This window comes from Micromonospora sp. NPDC005979, assembly GCF_040614415.1.
In the GTDB taxonomy this organism is placed as follows: Bacteria; Actinomycetota; Actinomycetes; order Mycobacteriales; family Micromonosporaceae; genus Micromonospora.
In genome coordinates this window covers 526998-545369 of sequence record NZ_JBEXUR010000001.1, presented here as the reverse complement: position 1 = coordinate 545369, position 18372 = coordinate 526998, and the positions used below count along the sequence as shown (strand labels likewise).

The following is an 18372-nucleotide window of genomic DNA, read 5'->3' as shown; positions in this document are numbered from 1 at the left end:
GAGCGCCTTCCCCGACCGGAGGGAAGCCCCGCGGCGTGGACGCCGCGAGGATCACAGGCATGACGACGACGGCACCCCGCACGCGTGGCAGCGGCCACGGCCTGACGTACGCCGTGCTCGGCTGGGCCGTGGCCTACGGCGGCCTACGCCTGGTGTGGACGGTCGGCGAGACACCGGAGTTTCCGCCGTTCGGGTCCGACCTGCTCGGCTTCACGGGCTGGCGGTCGGTGGCGTTGTGCCTGGTCGCGGGCGCGGCGGCGGTCGCCCTGGACCGTACGGCGACCTGGCGACCGGCGCTCGCGGCAGTGGGCTGGATCGTCGCCGGCGCGCTCGTCGCGGCGGCGGCGATCCTGCTGCCGGAGCTGGTGAGCCTCCTGCTGTTCGCGCCCGGCCCGTCGTTCGACCCGGTGGCGTTCGCCAGCCGGCTCGGCTGCGCCACCGGAGCGGTGCTCCTCGGCCTGGCCGTCTTCGACTATCAGCGCCGCACCCGGGGTGACTGTGCCGAGTGCTGCCGCACGGTCCGGCCCGGCCACCGACGCTCGACGCCCGCGCCATGGGCGCGCCGGGCGGCGTACGTGGCGGTGGCCGGGCTCGTGACCCGCTTCGCGGCGCAGGCCGTGGTGGGCTTCGACGACGTGGCGCAGGACGCCTCCATCATCGGGTTGGAGATCGGTCTGGTGCTGGCCGGTGTGCTGTTGCCGCTGGCCCTGGTGCACCACTGGGGTGAGGTCTGGCCGGGGTGGGTGCCGTTGCTCGCCGGCCGTACGATTCCCCGCCGGCTGTTGCTGGTGCCGGGATTCGGGCTCGGGGCGGCCATCGTCGTGTACTTCGGGATGGGGATGGCGCAGGTGGCGTCGGGTTCGGCCAGCGAATTCTCCGACGCGTTCCTCTGGGTGGCCATGTCGGCGTACTGCCTCCTGGGGCTCGGCCTCCTCGCCGCGTCCAGCGACTACCACCTGCGTACCCGCACAGCGTGCCGGGCCTGCGGGCGCTGACCGCCCGCAGGCCCCGCTCAGCTCAGCTCGCGGTCGTCAGGGCGACGGGACGCCGGCCGGGAGAGCGGATTCTCCCGGGGCAACGTCACCCGCTGGCCCCGTACCGGTGAGCGCGGCGCGGGCGGCACCGGCCGCCGCGACGCCTCGCCGGTCTCCGCCAGGAGGTACTCGGTCTCCTGCACCAGGTAGTGCGGTCGACGTTTGGTCTCGTAGTAGATCCGGCCGATGTACTCGCCGATCACGCCGAGGATCGTCATCTGGATACCCCCGAGCCCGATCACGCTGACGATGATCGTCGTGTAGCCGGGGACGTCGATGCCCTTCTCGACGGCGTCGGCGACGACCCACGCCATGTAGGCCAGCGCGATGAGGGTGAGGAACAGGCCGCCGTAGATGGCCAGGCGCAGGGGCCGGTTGTTGAACGACAACAGGCCGTCGAACGCGTAGTTGAAGAGCTTGCTGAGCGTCCACCTGCTCCGCCCGGCCTGCCGGGTCTCGTTGGGGTGGGCGACCACGGCCGTACGGAAGCCGATCCAGGAGAACAGGCCCTTGGAGAAGCGGTTGTACTCGGGCATCGCCAGTATCGCGTCCACCGCGAGCCGGGACAGCAGGCGGAAGTCGCCCGCGCCGTCCTGGAGGCGCACGTCGATCCACCAGTTGATCACGCGGTAGAAGGACCGGGAGGCGACCATGCGGACGAACCGGTCGCCGCGCCGGTCCCGCCGGGCGATCACCTGGTCGAAGCCCTGCTGGTACAGCGTCACCATCTCCGGCAGCAGCCGGGGCGGATGCTGCAGGTCGGCGTCCATGATGACGACCGCGTCACCGGTGGCGCGCTGCAACCCGGCGAGCATCGCCGCCTCCTTGCCGAAGTTGCGGCTCAGCGACGTGTAGCAGACGGTCGGATCGGCGGCGGCGAGCCGGCGCAGCGCCTCGAGAGTGCCGTCCTCGCTGCCGTCGTCGACGTACACCACCTCGACCTCGACGTCGGGCAGCTCGGCGAGGGCGGCACACACGGTCTCGTGCAGCCGCTCGACCGACGCCTCCTCGTTGAAGCAGGGCACCACGACGGACAGTCGCATGCTCGTCACCTCACCCCGCCCGTACCCGGGCATCCGCCGCCCACGCGGTCAGAGGTGGTAGACCAGCATGCCATCGAGATCCTCCCGGGTGATGCCCAACCCGTCGATGGGTCGGGTCGCGATGCTCTCCCACGGCGTTCCCACGGCCCGGCTCGGCACGACGACCACCGACCGCACGCCGATCCCCCGTAGGTGCGCGACGCTGACCGGATCGGGGAACGACGCCACCGCCGTACGGGTCTGCGCCTGACTGACCGGCTCGAAGCCGGCCAGACCGTTCGTCACGCGGGGGAACCCGTCGGTCGTCCACAACATGTACGTCAGGTCGCCCACTCCCCCGGCCGGCAGCACGAGGATCGGGTCCTGCACCGTCCGCATCGCGGCCGGCGGCTGTGGCACGGTCGGGTGGGGTGTGTTGTTGACACCCTCCAGGGTGACCACCGTCAGGGGAATCAGCAGGACCAGCGGCGTGATGGTCCGCGCCCACTGGCGGGGCGTGGACTGCCGCAGCGACTCGGCCAGCGCGGTCACCGCGCCGGCGGCCAGCACCGCGAGCAGCAGGCTCGTCCAGTGCATCATCCGGCCGGGCGTCCGCAACGCGTCCCAGCCCGGCAGGAGCGTGGACAGGGTCAGATAGCCCGGGTCCCCGTCACCGCCGAGGGTGGCGCCCAGCCCCAACAGGACCGTGCCGACCACGCCGAGGCCCAGCGCGACCCGGTGCCGCAGCGGGTACGCCGAGAGGAACAGACCCGCCGCCGCCAGCCCGATCACCATCATCCCCGGCAGCAGCGCCATCTCCGGGGGCCAGGAGAGCTGTTCGCGTGCGCCGGCGTGCCGCTCACCCCACAGCCACGAGTCGGCGGGCGCGGTGACGAAGCCGATCAGCGGAGGCGAGAACATCTTCGTCCAGTCCAGCGTCCGCTCGGCCTGCGGGTTGAGGTCGACGACGCGCAGGTAGACCATGCCCAGCAGCAGCGTCACCAGACCGAACACGCCGCCGCCGACGAGATCCGCGAGCAGCAGCCGCCGGCCGAACGGAGGGCGTTCCCGCTTGCGCCACCACGACCAGCCGTAGCAGCCGGCCGCCACCAGGACCGTGGCCAGCAGGAAGTAGACGAGCGGCAGGCCGATGCCGAACCCGAGGCTGACCTGCCAGGCGGCGACGAGCCACCCGGCCACCGCCCAGCCCGGCTTGCGCAGCTCGGGCCGGTACCCGTGGCGCAGCGACCAGCCGTGACCACGGGCCAACATGGCCAGCGACAGCGCGATCGCCCCGCTGGACAGGATGTTCAGGTGCCCCGAGTGCGCCAGCCGCCAGGGCGCGTACGCCCAGGCCACGGCGGCGACCGCGCCGCCCCACCGGTTCGAGCCGAGCTGCCGTGCCAGGGCGTACGCCCCGAACGACGCAAGCGCGTGCAGCAGCACGTACAGCAGGTTGTAGTGGATCACGGCGGCCGTGAAGCCGGAGCCGAGCATCCCCATCGGGGCGTACCCGAGCAGCGTGTCGCTGTAGGCGTACGTGTACGTCTCGGGGTAGAACGTGTTCGAGTTCCAGAGGTCGGCCGGGCTGGTCAGCAGGGCGTGCCCCGACCAGGCGACCTGCCACGCCTGCAACAGCGGATCACCCAGGTCGCCGGGGATCGTGGTCGCCGGGTGGCGCAGGGTCGGCCAGGTGAGCACCACCGCCAACAGCAGGCTCGCCGCCACCGCCACGGTCCATTCGGAACGCGCCCAGTTCCAGCGACCCCAGTCGGCCGGCGGCCGATCCTCGGGGATCTCGTCGGGGGTCACGTCTTCCGAGGTTGGTGGTGGGGTGGCGGACCGGATAATCATGAAATCGATGCTCTCCAATAGTTCCGGGCTTGTCCATCTGCTGTCCGAAGCGTGGCGTGTTCTCGCGCACGACGCAACGGCCACGTACCCATAGACGTTTCCAGGAGCGGAGACGGTGGCACGGACGACGAGCGTCCGCGCCACCGCACCGCCGAACCGACCGACGGATGATCAGCCGATCTTGATCAACTGCCACTGCTGGTTGTTGCCGCCCCAGTCCGCGTACTGCACGACGTTGCCGCCGTCGGCGGTGGACGCCCCCTGCACCTCGACGGCCTTGCCGCTGTTGCGGTTGATGAGGCGCACGTAGCCCCCGGAATCCGCCAGCCGGAACTGCTGGTTGGTGCCGTTGCCGTCGGTCCACTGCACGACCGCCGCGGAGTCGGCAGTCGAGCGGTTGTAGACGTCCAGCACCTTGCCGGAGTTACGGGACTTCAGTCGGTAGTAGCCGCTACCCGAGTCGACGAACTGCCACTGCTGCCACGCGCCGTCGTTGCGGGTCCACTGGTCGATCCGGGCGCCGTCGGTGGTCGACCGCTCGTACACGTCCAGGGCCTTGCCGCTGTTGCGGTTGATCAGGACGTACCAGGCGGTGGTGTCGACCCCGGAGCCCGGGGGCGGGGTGGTCGGGGTGCCGCTGCCCGCGTTGAGGGCGTTGAGGACGGAGGTGTACGCCGCCTTCTTGTTGCCCGACCGGTCGAACAGCAGGGCGTTGTCGGAGCCGCGCCAGGAGTCGCTGTCCCGCACGCCCCAGGTGGTGATGCCGGTGCAGCGCGCGACGGCGAGGCAGGCCCGGGTCACGGAGGCGTAGATGTTGGCCTGGTTGGAGCCGGTCATCACGTCCAGCTCGGTGATCTGCACGTCCACGCCGAGGTCGGCGAAGCGCTGCAGGTTGGCCTGGTAGTCGCTCGCCAGCGTGGTGCCGAGGTGGGACTGGAAGCCGACGCAGTCGATCGGCACGCCGCGGGACTTGAAGTCGCGGACCATGTTGTAGATGCCGGTGGACTTGGCGTTGATGCCGTCGGTGTTGTAGTCGTTGTAGCAGAGCTTGGCGCCCGGGTCGGCGGCGCGGGCGGCGCGGAACGCCGCTTCGATCCAGTCGTTGCCGGTGCGCTGCAGGTTCGAGTCGCGTCGCCCGCCGGAGCCGCCGTCGGCGAACGCCTCGTTCACCACGTCCCACGCGTAGATCTTGCCCCGGAAGTGGGTGGCGACCTGGGTGACGTGGTTGATCGCGGCGTTGCGCAGCGCGGTGCCGGACATGCCCTGCGCCCAACCCGGCTGCTGGGCGTGCCACAGCAGCGCGTGTCCGCGCACGCTCATGCCGTTGGCCTGGGCATGGCTGACGAGACGGTCACCACCCGTGTAGCTGAACCGACCCTGCTGGGGCTCGGTGGCGTCCCACTTCATCTCGTTCTCGGGGGTGACGCTGTTGAACTCGCCGTTCAGGATGCTGACGTACTGGCTGTCGGAGAGCTTGCCCGTCGCGACGGCGGCGCCGAAGTAGCGGCCCTTCTCGGCCGCCGACGCCTTCAACGTCGTTCCGGCGCTGGCCATGGGTGCCAGCGCGACCGTCATACCCGCGGTCAGCGCGACCGCGAGGGTCGCCGTCGCCAGCAGAGCTTTTCTAGGTCTCATGTCGATCCTTCTCAGTGGGTGCATCGGCGGTGGTGAGGTGCCACTTCGCTCAGGACGACCTGTTCCCGGCGGCGCGCGCCGGCTGGGCCGAGGAATCCGGGACGGTCATCCTGGGCCACCTCGCACCGGCACACGCGGAATCGGCCGGCGTTCGCCGGGAACCGCACGAGTCCTGAGCCGGCGTCCGTTGCCCGGAGGGACGCCGCGCGTCGAGGCGCGACCACGGGACCCGCCCGGTGAGCCACCGACGCCGCCGACCTCTGCATCGAGAGTGAGCGATAACATGCTGTTCGTCAAGATGTAACGAGCCGGACATACGCCGCGGTGGCCGCATTGACTCACGACGATGCTGCTACGGGGTCACAGCCGCCGGACCGTGCGGCGGTACCGATGGAAGCGATCCTTGTTATCGCTCACAGGGCCAGCCCGCCCCGCCCCTTCACCGCGCGCGACGTCGATCGGCCGGCGACAGGTGTAGCCGGAGTGCCCGAGGGGCAACACTCCGCGCATGGGTGGGACGCCGCGGGTCGAGGAGCGACGGCTCCGTCCGGGGCGTCTACCTGCCGGGGCCGATCCGACCCGGCGGTCGGCGGCATCCACGTGACGCCGCCGAAGCACTGCCCGCCACCGGTGGCCCTCGGCGCGGTGGCACTCGGCGCGGCCGCGCTCGCGGCCGCCCTGGGCGCCGAGCCCGCCTCCGCCGAGCCGACCCCGACCGGACCGGTGGAGACCGCCACCGCTGGCGGCATCGTCGGATCGCGGGCGCGGGACCTGCCCGACACTCCACCGCACATCGACCTGCCCCTGCCGACGGCGCTCCCCCTGCCCCTGCCGACGACTGTCCCGGTGCCGACGGCAGTCCCGCTGCCGACCGCCAGTTCGCTGCCGCTGCCGATCCTCACCGCGCCACCGATTTCGACGGCCGAACCGACGGCTGCCACGCCCACCCGGGCACCCCGTACCCGGCGATCGTCCCCGCCACCCGACGCGGGGACGCCGGTCACGACCTCGACCACGCGCGCCACCCCGCCGTCGTCGGCACCGCTGACGGTGCGAACATCCCGCGTCGACTCCGCCGACCGTCGCGTGCCGATGCGCAGGCGGGCGGCGATGACGGCCGAACCGTCACCACCGCCGATCCCGACCCCCCGTCCACTACCGGCGCAACCCGCGCTGGCACTGGCATTCGTGTCCGCGCCCACCAGCACCGGTGCCGGGGGCGCCGACCTGACCGCGTCGGCGACCGACGCGCCGCCGTCCGTCGGGCCGCTGCGCCGAGGGCATGCCGTCGGCCCCTTCGACAGTCGGGCCACGAGTCGACCCGTCCAGCGGGGTCCCCCGCCACCCCGGCAGCTCCTGATCACCCATCCACGTCCACGACGTTGATCAGGAGAGATCATGGAGCTAGCCATCATCTGGGTACCCGCCGACATCGAGCCGTCGGAACACGCCATCGCGACGTGTCTGACCCACCTGCGCCGACATGACTACCGGCTGAACGGGATCATCCGCGCACCGTGGGAGACCGTCGAGCAGAAGATGGTCGACGGCGAGGTGGACGTGGTCGTCATCGCCGACCCCGCCCACCTGCCGCCGGACCGGTCACCCCGGATCGAGGTGGCCGCGCCGCTGCCCCGTGGCGACGAGGACCCTCCGACGCCCGGCACGCCGTCCGGCTGACGCCACGAAGCGCCCCGTCCACCGCGGACGGGGCGCTTCGCCGTGCGGTCGATCGTCGGGCCGCGCTGGGGCTGCGACCACGTCCGGCCGGTGCCGGCTCGTCGACCGGTCAGTCGAGGTTCGGCGCGGGCTCCGAGACGTGGGCGGTGACGATCCGCCAGCCGTCGGGCAGGCGTACCCAGGTCTGGGTCTGCCGTCCCATGGCGGAGCTGTCGGCGTACCCGAATCGGGTCGTCACGACCGCGAGGTCCGCGCCGAACGTGCTGACCCTCGTCTCGACCAGCCGACGGCCGGCCGGCAGCGGCGGCTGCGCGGCCCGCCACTTGCGCTGCTCCTCCAGCCCGTACTGATGGTCGGCGAGGCCGAACCGCACCGTCCGGTCGGAGTCCCAGAAGTACCCGCAGATCGCCTCGGCGTCACCGTCGACGAGCGCCCGTTCGTATCCGGCGAAGGCCGCCGCCACCTCGGCGACCACGTCCGCGCGATCGATCTCCATCCGGTCCGTCCTCTCCGTCCGGTCGGGTCGGCCCGGCGGCTCAGCCACGCGCCGCCGCGGTCTGCTGCTCGTCGGCCGCCCGATCGTTGGCCGGCGCGGACGCCTCGTCCAACTCGGCCTCCTCCGGGTCCGGTTCGCGTGGCGTGGGACGACCGAGCGCGAAGACCGCGCAGATCACCGCGACGAAGAGGTAGCCGAGCGCCACCTGACCGTTGGCGTTCCACTCGACCCGCTCGCCGTGGATCAGCCCGACGAACGACAGCACCGCGCCCGAGCCGGCGAAGATCGCGGCGCGGACGAACCGCTTGTCGATGACGAAGACCACCACCGCGCCGAGCACCAGGCCGGCGAGGATGGCGCCCTGACCCAGCACCAGCAGCCCGTCGTACACCACACCGGCGCCGTTGAGCGCGTCGTCGCCCACCGCGGCGGCGCTGGTGCCGGCCGCCGCCAGCGCGTTGTCGATCTGCCCGGTCGCCCAGGCCGCGATGTTCGGCACCAGTGCGGCGACCACGGCCGCGGCGTGCGCCCGCGGCGTCGCCTGGAACGCCTGCGCCCCGATCAGCAGACCGATGTAGAGCAGGATCGGCACGATGGCCGCCGTTGGGAAGATCGCCGCGAGCAGTCCGAACATGCCGAGGAAGCAGAGCACGGCGATCACCACGCCGGTCGCCATCGAGTAGCCGCTGCGGCCACCCGCGGCCTTCCAGCCCGGGTGGCCGACGTAGACGGCGGGCGGGAACGGCGACCCGAGCGCCGCGCCGACCACCGCGCCCGCGCCGTCGGCGAGCAGCACGCTGCGCAGGTTGTAGTTGTCCCCGGCGGTCGCCGCGCTCTCCACGTTCGTCATGCCCTCGGTGAAGTTGTAGACACCGAGGGGGATGGCCGTCGCCAGCAGCGGCGCCATGTCGGACAGCCCGGTGAACAACAGGTCCAGCTTGAACGAGGGTACGGCGACCGCGATGTCCCGGGCGGCCGCCGTCACGTCCGGCACCGACATCGCTCCGCCGGCCCAGCCGATCGCGGTGCCCACCAGCAGGGCCGCGAGCCCGATCGGGAAGTTGAACGGCAGCTTCACGTCGGTGAGCAGGCCGATCAGCAGCAGCGCGAAGACCGGCAGGGCGACCCAGGCCATCCGCCACATCTGCCCGGCCGGGTTCATCGAGATGAAGGTGATCGAGATCCCGGCGAGCGTGCCGAGCAGCGCCGCCCGGGGCGCGTACCGGCGGATGTACGGCCCGACGAACGCGCCGATCAGCACGATCACGCCGATGATGAAGGCCCACGCCAGCCCGGCCTCCCAGGCGCGCAGCGGGTCCTGGGTGCGCAGGTAGATCGGGAGCATGATGACGAAGATGACGATGAACATGTGCGGCACGCTCGGCCCGTACGGCAGGGCCGTCACGTCGGTGCGGTTCTCCCGACGGGCCAGGCGGCGGGCCAGGTAGGTGTAGTAGATGTTGCCGGCGACCAGGGCGATGCCGAGCGCCGGCAGGATGGTGCCGAACACCTCCCCCTCGGGCAGCTTCACCACCCCGATGCAGAGCCCGGTCAGGGTGAGCACGTTGACCAGGACGTTGACGCCGAAACCGAAGAACGCGTTGGTGTCACCGCGCACCCAGAACGGGAGCGGGACGACGGTGGGCTTCGTGGAGACCATGGCTGCTCCCGGTCAGGAGGAGGGTTGCAACGCGGACGTGGTGGGCAGCACGGCGCGGACCTGCGTCGAGTCGGCGACCCACCCGAAGATCCCGCCCTGGGCGGCGATCATGTCAAGCCCGACCCGGTGGAACTCGGGAAAGTAGGACCCGACGCAGTCGGCGAGTACGAGGCACTCGTACCCCCGGTCGTTGGCCTCGCGGACGGTGGTGTGCACGCACACCTCGGTGGTGACCCCGGCGACCAGGAGGCTGCGGATGCCCCGCTCGGCGAGCAGGACGTCCAGGTCGGTGGCGTGGAACGCGCCCTTGCCGGGCTTGTCGACGACCGGTTCGCCGGGCAGTGGCGCGAGTTCGTCGATGATGTCGTGGCCGTACTCGCCACGGACCAGGATCCGGCCGGTGGGCCCGGGATCTCCGATCCGCTTGCTGGGGGCGCCCCGGTTCAGCTTGGCGGGCGGGCAGTCGGACAGGTCGGGCAGGTGTCCCTCGCGGGTGTGCACGACGGCCAGGCCGACGGCGCGGGCGTCGGCCAGCAGGGCCGCGAGCGGCGCGATGGTACGGCGGAGCTGGCTCACGTCGTTGCCGAGGCTCTCACCGAATCCGCCGGGCTCCAGGAAGTCCCGCTGCATGTCGATGACGAGCAGCGCGGTGGTCGGGATGTCGAAGGAGTAGGGGCCGGGTCGCGCGGCGGCGATGGTCGGCATGGCTCACCTCACTTCGCCGTGGCGGCGATGACGTCGTCGGATGTGGCGACGCAGCCGAAGACGCCGCCCTGCATGGTGACCATGTGCAGCGCGGCCTCGTGGTTGGCCTTGTCGGTGGCGCCGGTGCAGTCGGCCAGGATCAGGCACTCGTAACCCCGGTCGTTCGCCTCGCGCATCGTCGTGTGCACGCAGACGTCGGTGGTGATGCCGGTGAGGATCAGGTGGGTGATGCCCCGGGTCCGGAGCACGAGGTCGAGATTGGTGGCGTAGAAGGCGCCCTTGCCGGGCTTGTCGATGATCACCTCGCCGGGCAGCGCGGCGACTTCGGGCACGATCTCCCACCCGGGCTCGCCCCGGACCAGGATCCGGCCGGCCGGACCGGCACCGCCGATCTCCGCGCCGATGCGGGCCGAGCGCCAGCGCTTGTTCGCCGGCAGGTCGGACAGGTCGGGGTCGTGCCCCTCGCGGGTGTGCACGATCAGCATCCCGAGCGACCGGGCGTGCTCCAGCAGCCGGGCGGTGGCCGGCAGGCCGGCCCGGGTGAGGCCGATGTCGTAGCCCATGGCGTCGACGTAACCGCCCGGCCCGCAGAAATCGGTCTGCCAGTCGATGCAGAGCAGCGCGGTACGCGCGGTGTCGGCCACACCGTCGTACGGCCACGGGTAGGGGTTGGCCGGTACCGGCCCGATGTTTCCCATCCTCTCGCCTCCTGTCGTGATCGCTGGTGCGGCCCGCTTCACCGCCGGGTGGCGGCGGAGCGGCGGTAGGCCCGCCACCCACCACTGGCGCTGATGTCCTCGGCGGGCGGGCTGACGGCGTACGCCTCGCAGAGGAAGCCGAGCACGTCCCGCCCGTCGTGCAGGCGGACCCAACCGAGCGAGAGGGGCGCCGGCACGCCGGCCAGCAGCCCACCGAGCGCGGCGCTGGGCAGCCGCCACAGCTCGACCTCGATCGGGTGACCGGCCGAGGTGTCCGGAGCGACCCGGACCAGCCCCGGCAGCCCTTCGCCGTCGGCGGTGTCCATCCGGTAGAGCCGGTAGAGCGGGGCGGTACGGGCGGCTCCCGCGAAAGCTCCGCCGTATCCGAGCAGTTCGCCGTTGCGGGACTCGCCCCTCAGGTGCCGGCCGACCACGGCGATCAGCACGTCCGTCGGCCGTTGAGCCGGCGGCGGGACGGGCTCGACGTCCGGGTTGGCCGCGCCGCCCGTGGTGAGGTCGGCGGCCAGCCGGGCCAGGGTGGTGTCGCTGAACGCCGGACCGAGCAGGGTGAGGCTCGCCGGCCGGCCGGCGGGGGTGAAGCCGTTCGGCACGGTCACCGCGGCCAGGTCGAGCAGGTTCGCGAACTGGGTGTAGCGGCCCAGCATCGCGTTCCGCCCGATCGGGTCCTCGGCGATCTCGTCGAGCGTGAACGTGGTGCCGACGGTGGGCACGACGAGCACGTCGACGTCCTGCCAAAGCTTGTCGACCTGGGCGCGCAGCTCACGCAGGCGGTGGTGCCCCCGGAAGGCGTCGACCGCGTCGTAGCGCCCGCCGGTCTCCAGCACGGCCCGGGTGACCGCCAAGACCGACTCCGGGCGCGACCGCAGGAAGTCGCCCAGACCGACGAGCCGCTCGGCCACCCACGGCCCCTGGTAGAGCAGGTCACCCGCCGCGAAGAAGGCGCCGAGCGGCACCGACCGCAGAGATCCGACGAGGGTACGCAGCAGTTGCACTCCGGCGGCGAAGCGGGCCTCCTGCCCGGTGTCACCGAAGAACTCGAGGTCTTCTGCCCAGGGCACCCCGAGGCGTAGCGTGCCCGGCATGCGGGCCACCACCCGCTCCGCCGGTAACGGACGGCCCCACGGGTCGGCCGTGGTGACGCCACGGGCGATGTGCAGCACGTCGACAGCGCCCGCCACGTCGGGCGTGAAGACCGACACGCAGTCGAGCGAGCGGCAGGCGGGCACCACACCGGCCGTGCTGAGCAGACCACGGGTGGGCTTGAGACCGACGATCCCGTTGAGCGCCGCCGGCACCCGGCCGGAGCCCGCGGTGTCCGTACCGAGGGCGAAGCTGACCTGGCCGGCCGCCACCGCGACCGCGGAGCCGGAGCTTGAGCCGCCGGAGATGAGGCCGCCGCCGAAGACGCTCTCGCACCTGCCGTACGGCGAGCGGGAGCCGGTCAGGCCGGTGGCGAACTGGTCCAGGTTGGTCTTGCCGACGAGCAGCGCGCCGGCGTCGAGCAGGCGGCGCACGACCGGGGCGTCCTCGGCGGCCTCGTATCCGAAGTCGGGGCAGCCGGCCGTGGTGACCATGCCGGTCACGTCGATGTTGTCCTTGACCGCGAACGGGATTCCGTACAGCGGGGACGTGGGGTCACCGTGGCGGGTCAGCGACTCCGCACGGGCCCGTAGCTCGTCGGCCGGCACGGTGCTGATCCAGACCGGCCCGTCGCCGCTTCCCGCGAGCCCGTCGAGGACGCGTTCGACCTGGTCCGCCGGCGTCAGACGGCCGTCGCGGTACGCCGTTCGCAGGTCCGAGATGGATCCGACTGACTCTGGCATACAGTCGATTGTCGACCGTTCTGTTACAGCGGGCGGCGCGTTCTGTAACGGGGACATGACGGCTGGCCTGCCCGGCCGGCCGCCGGCTGGGGCTGTTTCACAAGGGCGGCCGAGCCGAGGCGAAGTCCGGGCGGCGATCCGGCAGGAGGCGGTGGCGCGGCCAGGCGGCGCCCGTCCGGCCCGGACGGGTGCCGCCGGCGTTGATCAGCAGCGCGTGCAGGGAGAGTCCTTGCGGACGCTCCAGGTGAATGTGGTGCTGCCCAGGCTGCCGAATCCGTCATCGGCGGTGACCGTGACGTTGTAGGAGCCGATGTGGCTGAGCGTGCCGCTGATCCGGCCGGTCCCGGGGTCGATTGTCAGCCCGGGCGGTAGGTTGACCGCTGTCCAGGTGTACGAGTAACTGCCGCCGGTAGCCTGCATCTGCAGCCCCCCATTGTCCCCCTTGAGCGAGCTCTGGGTGCCCGGGTTGGTGACCGTCACCGTGCTGGGATTCGGGCCGCTGGGCGGAATTTCCGGAAACGAGCAGGTCAGCGACACCTGCTGCGACGCGATTGATCTGGTGATGTACTCCGGTTCGCCCGAGCGGTACTGGACGGTGGCGGTCGCTCGACCCGAGTAGAAGCCCGAGTCGCAGAGCGTGTTCGGGGTGGTGACGCCGAGCGCGACCACGGGGATCGAGGTGCCGTCGGTCCACAGTGTCGTCCGGCCGTTGACGGTCGTGCCGGCGCCGCCGCTCGTCCCGTGGTACAGCAACTCCACCGAGAGGTCGACGCGCCGCACCGCGCCGTCGCACGTGACCGTCGCGGTGTAGTTGACGATGTTGTTGGCCGCCTTCCACGGCACGCTGTCCGGCAGGACGTACCAGCAGTAGTGGCCATCGGGGGTCGCGGCGACGGCCGGCGTGCCGAGGCCCAGGGACGCGATGGACATGGCCGCTGCGGCCATGGTCAGCAACAGGCGGAACCTGTTGCGACGTAAGAGCTTCACACTCATCGATGGATGTTCGCACGGACCAGTCGGGAGCGGCAATGGCCTCGTACAGCTGACGGGAAGCGGGTGAAGTCGACGTCGACGTAGGTCCGCACCCCTTGAATTAGATCGTCTAGTCCAGGTAGGAGCGCGCGCCGTGCCCGGAGAGCACGGCGAGGACCTCCTCGGGGTCTCCCCCGGCGACCGCCTCGAACAACCGCTCGTGCCGGTGGACGCCGTCCAGGGGCTGCGCCACCTCCGCCTCACGCCGCAGGTTGATCGCCATGTAGAGCTGCAACTTCACCAGGATCGAGCCGTACACGTCGGACAGTTGGCGGTTTCCGGCGAGCGCGACGAGCGCGACGTGGAACGCCCGGTGCGACTCGGCAACCGCCATCCGGTCGCCGGCCCGGGTCGCCTCCCGCATCTCGTCGAGCGTCGCCCGCAACCCCGCCAGGTCGCCCTCGCGACCGACCGGGATCCCCGCCCGCACCGCGAATCGTTCCAGGACGTCCCGCAGCTCGTACAGCTCCCGCACGTCCCGGTCCGAGAGGGTGGCCACCCGTACGCCTCGCCGGGGCACGTGCTCGACCAGCCCTTGCTGGGCCAGCAACCGCAGCGCCTCCCGCAGCGGCGCCCGGCTGATCCCGAGCCGACGGGTGAGCTGCTCCTCGACGAGGCGTTCCCCCGGATCGCTCCTGCCGCTGAGAAGCTCCCGGGTCAACCGGGCGACGGCGAGGTCCACCAGACTGACGCTCTCCAGCTCACCGTCCATCGTCGGTGCGGCCATGTCGTTCACTCCGCCGAGTCTGCCACCTGTCGCCGTCGGAGCGGCGTCGACGCGTCCCGGCGGCCCGGCGACCCGTCCGGGCCGCCCACGAGCGTGCCGCCCGCCGCGCGGGGGCGCGGCGGGCGGCACGGTTGACGCGGGCCGTCAGGAGATGACCACGTCCCGGTAGTAGTGGCGCAGGATCGCCTGGTAGCCGCTGCCCGAGTTGGCGAGGTCACGCGAGCCGTACTGCGACATCCAGTCGCCGTCCACCCAGGCACCGCACGCGGTGGTGGTCGCGCAGTAGTGCGCCTGCATGATGTTGCCGCTGCGGGTCATCCGGGTCGACCAGGTCCGGTCCACCGCCGCCGACGTCGAGGACTGCGCCGACGACGGCCGGTAGACCTGATCGCCCGTGTCGTCCCGGACGTCGTAGCACTGGCCGCCGGACGTCTTGCGGGTCGAGTGCAGCGCCCAGTACCAGCCGTAGCTCTTCACGGCCATCGCGCCGCTGTCCAGCGAGGCGGCCGGCCAGCTCGTGATCCACTCGTTCGGGAGGACGTTCTTGACGTACGTCTTGAAGTCGACCCGGTCGACGCGCCCGAGACCGACCCGGTAGACGAGGATCGTGCTCGGCAGCTTGCTGTTGGTGCCGTCGGTGCTACAGCCCGTCGGCCCGCTCAGCAGTTCGTGCGAGGCGTTGTTGTTCTTCAACGTGGCGTTGAGGTTGCCCTTCGACCCGGCCGCGAAGTCCTGCGTCGCACCGGCGAAGTTGCTGTTGAAGTAGACCCGCACGGTCTTGCCGGTCCGGTTCCACACCGACGCCGCGTTGTTCTTCACGCACAGGCCCTTGCCGGCGCCCGCGCCCTTGAAGTCGTAGCAGGTCGGTTGGGTCGTGCCGTAGTCGTCAAGCGAGTCGGTGAAGTCGGAGAGCGAGCCGGCCTGGTTGCTGTTGTAGTAGTAGCAGAACTCGCCGCTGTCGCAGGTTCCGTCCCGTTCGGCCGCCGCTGCCGGCGAGGCGACGCTCAGGATGGAGGTGGACATGGCGAGGACGGCGCCGACGACGGAGAGGCCTTTACGGATGTTCACAGCGGCCTACTTCTCGTTGTAGCCCTGGGAGTTCCAGAACGCGGTCGGATCGGCGTTGTCCAGGGTGGGGTCGCCGACACTGACGGCCGCGTGGGTCTGCCGACCGGCCCGGACCTCGACGTGGGTGTGCGCGCCCGAGCTGGAGGAAACTCCGTGCCACGACTCGTCGGCGATGACCTGGCCCTTGCTGATCGCGTCGCCCACGCTCACCCCGGACCTCGGCGCGGTGTGCAGGTAGATCACGGTCTTGTTGGACGAGGAGTTGTAGACCGAGATCGTGGACAGGCCGCCGCTGCCGGTGCTGCCCTGCGCGACGTAGGTGACCGTTCCGGAGACCAGGGCGCGCACGTCCGAACCGACGCTGCGGGCGATGTCGATGCCCTCGTGCCGGCCGGGCGTGGTGGTGTAACCGTCGAAGCCGCACGTGACACTGCCGCCGCTGGCCTGGTACAGGGCGTACGACAGGTTCGTGCGCGTCGACGGCGAGAACTGGTGCGAGGCGTTGTTGTTCTTCAGCGTGGCGTTGAGGTTGGTCTTCGCACCGGCCGCGAAGTCCTGGTACGAACCGGCGTATCCGCTGTTGTAGTAGACGCGTACCGTCTTGGTGCTGCGGTTCCAGACCGAGGCGGCCTCGTTCTTGATGCACAGGCCCTTGCCGGCGCCAGCGCCCTTGAAGTCGTAGCACGAGGGCTGCTCGGTGCCGTAGTCGTCGAGCGACCCCGTGAAGTCCGAGATCGATCCCGCGTTGTCGCTGTTGTAGTAGTAGCAGAACTCGCCGCTGTCGCAGATCCCGTCCCGGGCGGCCGCCGAGGCGGGCGATGCGACGCTGAGGATCGAGGTGGTCGCGGCCAGCGCGACGCCGACGGCGGCCAGGCTCTTCCGAATGTTCATGGGTGTCCTTTCGGGGGTGGTGAGGGGGTGCGGGTCACTGCCCGCGCTGGTACTGCTCCCAGGTCTTGATCGGGATCTGGGGTCCGTCGTCCGGGCCCTGGTTGGCCAGACCGTTCATGCCGAGGTAGTAGTCGCCGACCTGGTGCTGCGCCGGACTGGACAGGTCCGTGTCGCTGATCGCCACGGCGTGGATGTGCCACGGCCAGTCGCCCTGGTTCGGGTTGCGGACCCAGGCGGCGAAGCCCACCTGGCGCAGGGCCCGGGCGACGGCGGTGCGCCGGGTCGCGGTCATGCCGGTGACCGCGATGTCGACCACACCCCCGCCGTCGTGTGTGCCGGCCGAGGTGGGGTCACCCCCGGGGTTGTACGAGCCCTGCTCGAGCACCAGGGTCTGGCCCAGCAGGCGCTGTGCCTCGGCCAGCATCGCCTGGGTACGGGCGTTGACCACGTACCCGTCGCGCGGGACCTTCGCGCCCGGACCGATCGTGTTGGCGACCGTGTAGCGGTTCTGCCCGAGCTTCGTCAGCGACGTCGTGCCGGGCAGCCCGTTCGCGGCCAGCCCGGTGTAGCCGAGTGAGCGCTGGTACGCCGCGTACGCCGAGACGGTCACCGTGCCGAAGTAGCCGTCGACCCACTGCGCGTTCAGCAGGCCCTGCGCCTGCAACGCCTGCTCCACGGCGAGCACGGAGCTCTTCGCACCGGGAGTCAGGGTGTTGTCCGCCCGACGGGGGTCGATCTGGGCGGCCAGGACGGTGGCCTCCATGTCCACGATCGGCCGCGCGGCCGCGGTGGCGGTCCGCCGCGCCGCGGCGCCGGATGCCGCCGCGTGGGCCGGGGCGCCGACGGCCACGCAGAGCGCGGCGAGTCCGACGGTCAACCAGGGACGTCGCAAGATGGGTCCTCCTCGTAGCCGGTGAGTCGTTCTCGGTTCGACATCACCCTGCGAGAAGCGCCCTGCTGTTCGGTACCCCCGGTGTCCTGTCAGATCCGTCAGACCATCACCGACCTCGATGAATGCGGTGTTGTCAGGTTGATTCGAATTGATTCGAAGCCCGTGTCTGACATCGCGACCTGACCTCAGGCGGTCACGGTGACCATGAAGTACACCGGCCGCCGGGTCGGGAAGTACTCCCGGCCCGCCTCGTCGACCATCTTCCAACTGACCCAGCACCTGCCCGGGCGGCTCGGCGCGGTGACCCGAACACGGATCATCACCTGTTCGCCGGGCGGCGTGTCACCGATCGGCACGCGATCCGGTGTCCGGCAGCCGGCACCGTCGGCGGCGGGGTCCATCCGCGCCAGGTACCGGTTGTGCCAGTCGACCTTTCCCACGTTCGCGAGCGCCCACACCTTGTCGAACTGAGCGTTCACCTTCACCTGGGTGCCGTCGGGGATGGTGACGTCGGCGACGAACCTGCTCGAGTCTCCGGGGATCAGGGAGTCCGAGAACGCCGTCGCGGTCGGCGACGCGGACGGTGACGGTGACGCCGTCGGCGCGCTGGAGCCGTCGGCCCCCGACCGGCCACGAACCGTCGCGCCCAGGACACCGGCCACCGCCACCACCAGCACCACCGCCGCGATGTTCAGCCACGGCAGACGGCGTCGCCGCGTCGTCACGACGCGATACTCGGCCCCCGGATGCTCCACGACCCGCACCACGCCCTGTTCCGCCGGCGCGGACGCGGTGACGACCGGCGCGGGGTCACCGTCCCCGCTGAACCGGGCGGCCGTCACCGGGCGCTGCGCCTCCTCCCATCGACGCCGCCACAGGGCCTCGTCCGCCTCGCAGGCTCGGACGAACTCCCGCGTGGTCTCCCACGAGGGAAACCGGGTGCCGGCGGCGGCCTCGTGCAGGGTCGTGTGCGAGATCCGCCCTGATCGTCCCGCCATCTTGCGGAACGAGGGGTCGCCCGCGGCGCTGCGCAGCGCCCGCAACTGCTCGGCGAACCTCTGCGCGGGCCGTCCGTCCTGACTCGACTCCCCGGCACGCTGGTCCTTCATCAGTCCCCCATGTCAGACGACTTTG

The 18372-nt window shown here is 71.2% G+C and carries 17 protein-coding genes; 3 read left to right on the top strand and 14 right to left on the bottom strand.

Annotated elements, in window-relative coordinates; genetic code table 11:
- Positions 1 to 59: 59 nt before the first annotated feature.
- Positions 60 to 995 (top strand): hypothetical protein, encoded by a 936-nt coding sequence (locus ABZ272_RS02200; protein ID WP_355048049.1) that lies wholly within the window; start codon positions 60 to 62, stop codon positions 993 to 995.
- A gap of 17 nt (positions 996 to 1012) precedes the next feature.
- Here the strand turns inward: ABZ272_RS02200 and ABZ272_RS02195 are convergent, their stop codons facing one another.
- The 3 genes from ABZ272_RS02195 to ABZ272_RS02185 form a co-directional block, all read right to left on the bottom strand.
- A complete protein-coding gene (locus ABZ272_RS02195; protein ID WP_355048048.1) occupies positions 1013 to 2086 on the bottom strand; it encodes a glycosyltransferase family 2 protein in 1074 nt (357 codons plus the stop codon).
- A gap of 39 nt (positions 2087 to 2125) precedes the next feature.
- Positions 2126 to 3910, bottom strand: a complete 1785-nt coding sequence (locus ABZ272_RS02190; protein WP_355048047.1) for a hypothetical protein — start codon at positions 3908 to 3910, stop codon at positions 2126 to 2128.
- 171 nt (positions 3911 to 4081) lie between these two features.
- On the bottom strand, positions 4082 to 5545 hold the full coding sequence (locus tag ABZ272_RS02185; protein WP_355048046.1) for an endo-1,4-beta-xylanase: 1464 nt from the start codon (positions 5543 to 5545) through the stop codon (positions 4082 to 4084).
- A gap of 600 nt (positions 5546 to 6145) precedes the next feature.
- On the opposite strand from ABZ272_RS02185, the gene ABZ272_RS02180 reads away from it, so the two are divergent.
- The gene (locus ABZ272_RS02180; protein WP_355048045.1) at positions 6146 to 6931 is read left to right on the top strand and encodes a hypothetical protein; all 786 of its coding nucleotides are present in this window, start codon (positions 6146 to 6148) and stop codon (positions 6929 to 6931) included.
- Positions 6932 to 6943: 12 nt separating this feature from the next.
- Positions 6944 to 7225, top strand: coding sequence for a hypothetical protein (locus tag ABZ272_RS02175; RefSeq protein WP_355048044.1), 282 nt, complete (start codon positions 6944 to 6946; stop codon positions 7223 to 7225).
- Positions 7226 to 7334: 109 nt separating this feature from the next.
- On the opposite strand, the gene ABZ272_RS02170 is transcribed toward ABZ272_RS02175, so the two are convergent.
- From ABZ272_RS02170 to ABZ272_RS02120, 11 genes are all read right to left on the bottom strand, one after another.
- Positions 7335 to 7721, bottom strand: coding sequence for an AtzH-like domain-containing protein (locus tag ABZ272_RS02170; protein ID WP_355048043.1), 387 nt, complete (start codon positions 7719 to 7721; stop codon positions 7335 to 7337).
- Between the two features lie 40 nt (positions 7722 to 7761).
- On the bottom strand, positions 7762 to 9381 hold the full coding sequence (locus ABZ272_RS02165; RefSeq protein WP_355048042.1) for a regulator: 1620 nt from the start codon (positions 9379 to 9381) through the stop codon (positions 7762 to 7764).
- A gap of 12 nt (positions 9382 to 9393) precedes the next feature.
- Positions 9394 to 10086 carry a cysteine hydrolase gene (locus ABZ272_RS02160; protein WP_355048041.1) on the bottom strand — a complete coding sequence of 231 codons (693 nt, stop codon included), beginning with the start codon at positions 10084 to 10086 and terminating at the stop codon, positions 9394 to 9396.
- A gap of 8 nt (positions 10087 to 10094) precedes the next feature.
- Positions 10095 to 10784: an isochorismatase family cysteine hydrolase gene (locus ABZ272_RS02155; RefSeq protein ID WP_355048040.1), complete on the bottom strand. Its 690-nt coding sequence runs from the start codon at positions 10782 to 10784 to the stop codon at positions 10095 to 10097.
- A gap of 38 nt (positions 10785 to 10822) precedes the next feature.
- Complete coding sequence (atzF, locus tag ABZ272_RS02150; RefSeq protein ID WP_355048039.1) at positions 10823 to 12628, bottom strand: allophanate hydrolase; 1806 nt, start codon at positions 12626 to 12628, stop codon at positions 10823 to 10825.
- A gap of 204 nt (positions 12629 to 12832) precedes the next feature.
- Positions 12833 to 13621 carry an Ig domain-containing protein gene (locus tag ABZ272_RS02145; protein ID WP_355048038.1) on the bottom strand — a complete coding sequence of 263 codons (789 nt, stop codon included), beginning with the start codon at positions 13619 to 13621 and terminating at the stop codon, positions 12833 to 12835.
- A gap of 109 nt (positions 13622 to 13730) precedes the next feature.
- On the bottom strand, positions 13731 to 14387 hold the full coding sequence (locus tag ABZ272_RS02140; protein ID WP_355048248.1) for a GntR family transcriptional regulator: 657 nt from the start codon (positions 14385 to 14387) through the stop codon (positions 13731 to 13733).
- A 144-nt stretch (positions 14388 to 14531) separates the two neighbouring features.
- Positions 14532 to 15455: a peptidase inhibitor family I36 protein gene (locus tag ABZ272_RS02135; protein ID WP_355048037.1), complete on the bottom strand. Its 924-nt coding sequence runs from the start codon at positions 15453 to 15455 to the stop codon at positions 14532 to 14534.
- Between the two features lie 6 nt (positions 15456 to 15461).
- Positions 15462 to 16346: a peptidase inhibitor family I36 protein gene (locus tag ABZ272_RS02130; protein ID WP_355048036.1), complete on the bottom strand. Its 885-nt coding sequence runs from the start codon at positions 16344 to 16346 to the stop codon at positions 15462 to 15464.
- A 34-nt stretch (positions 16347 to 16380) separates the two neighbouring features.
- Complete coding sequence (locus tag ABZ272_RS02125; RefSeq protein ID WP_355048035.1) at positions 16381 to 17238, bottom strand: peptidoglycan-binding domain-containing protein; 858 nt, start codon at positions 17236 to 17238, stop codon at positions 16381 to 16383.
- 185 nt (positions 17239 to 17423) lie between these two features.
- Positions 17424 to 18347, bottom strand: a complete 924-nt coding sequence (locus ABZ272_RS02120; RefSeq protein WP_355048034.1) for an NBR1-Ig-like domain-containing protein — start codon at positions 18345 to 18347, stop codon at positions 17424 to 17426.
- Positions 18348 to 18372 lie beyond the last annotated feature (25 nt).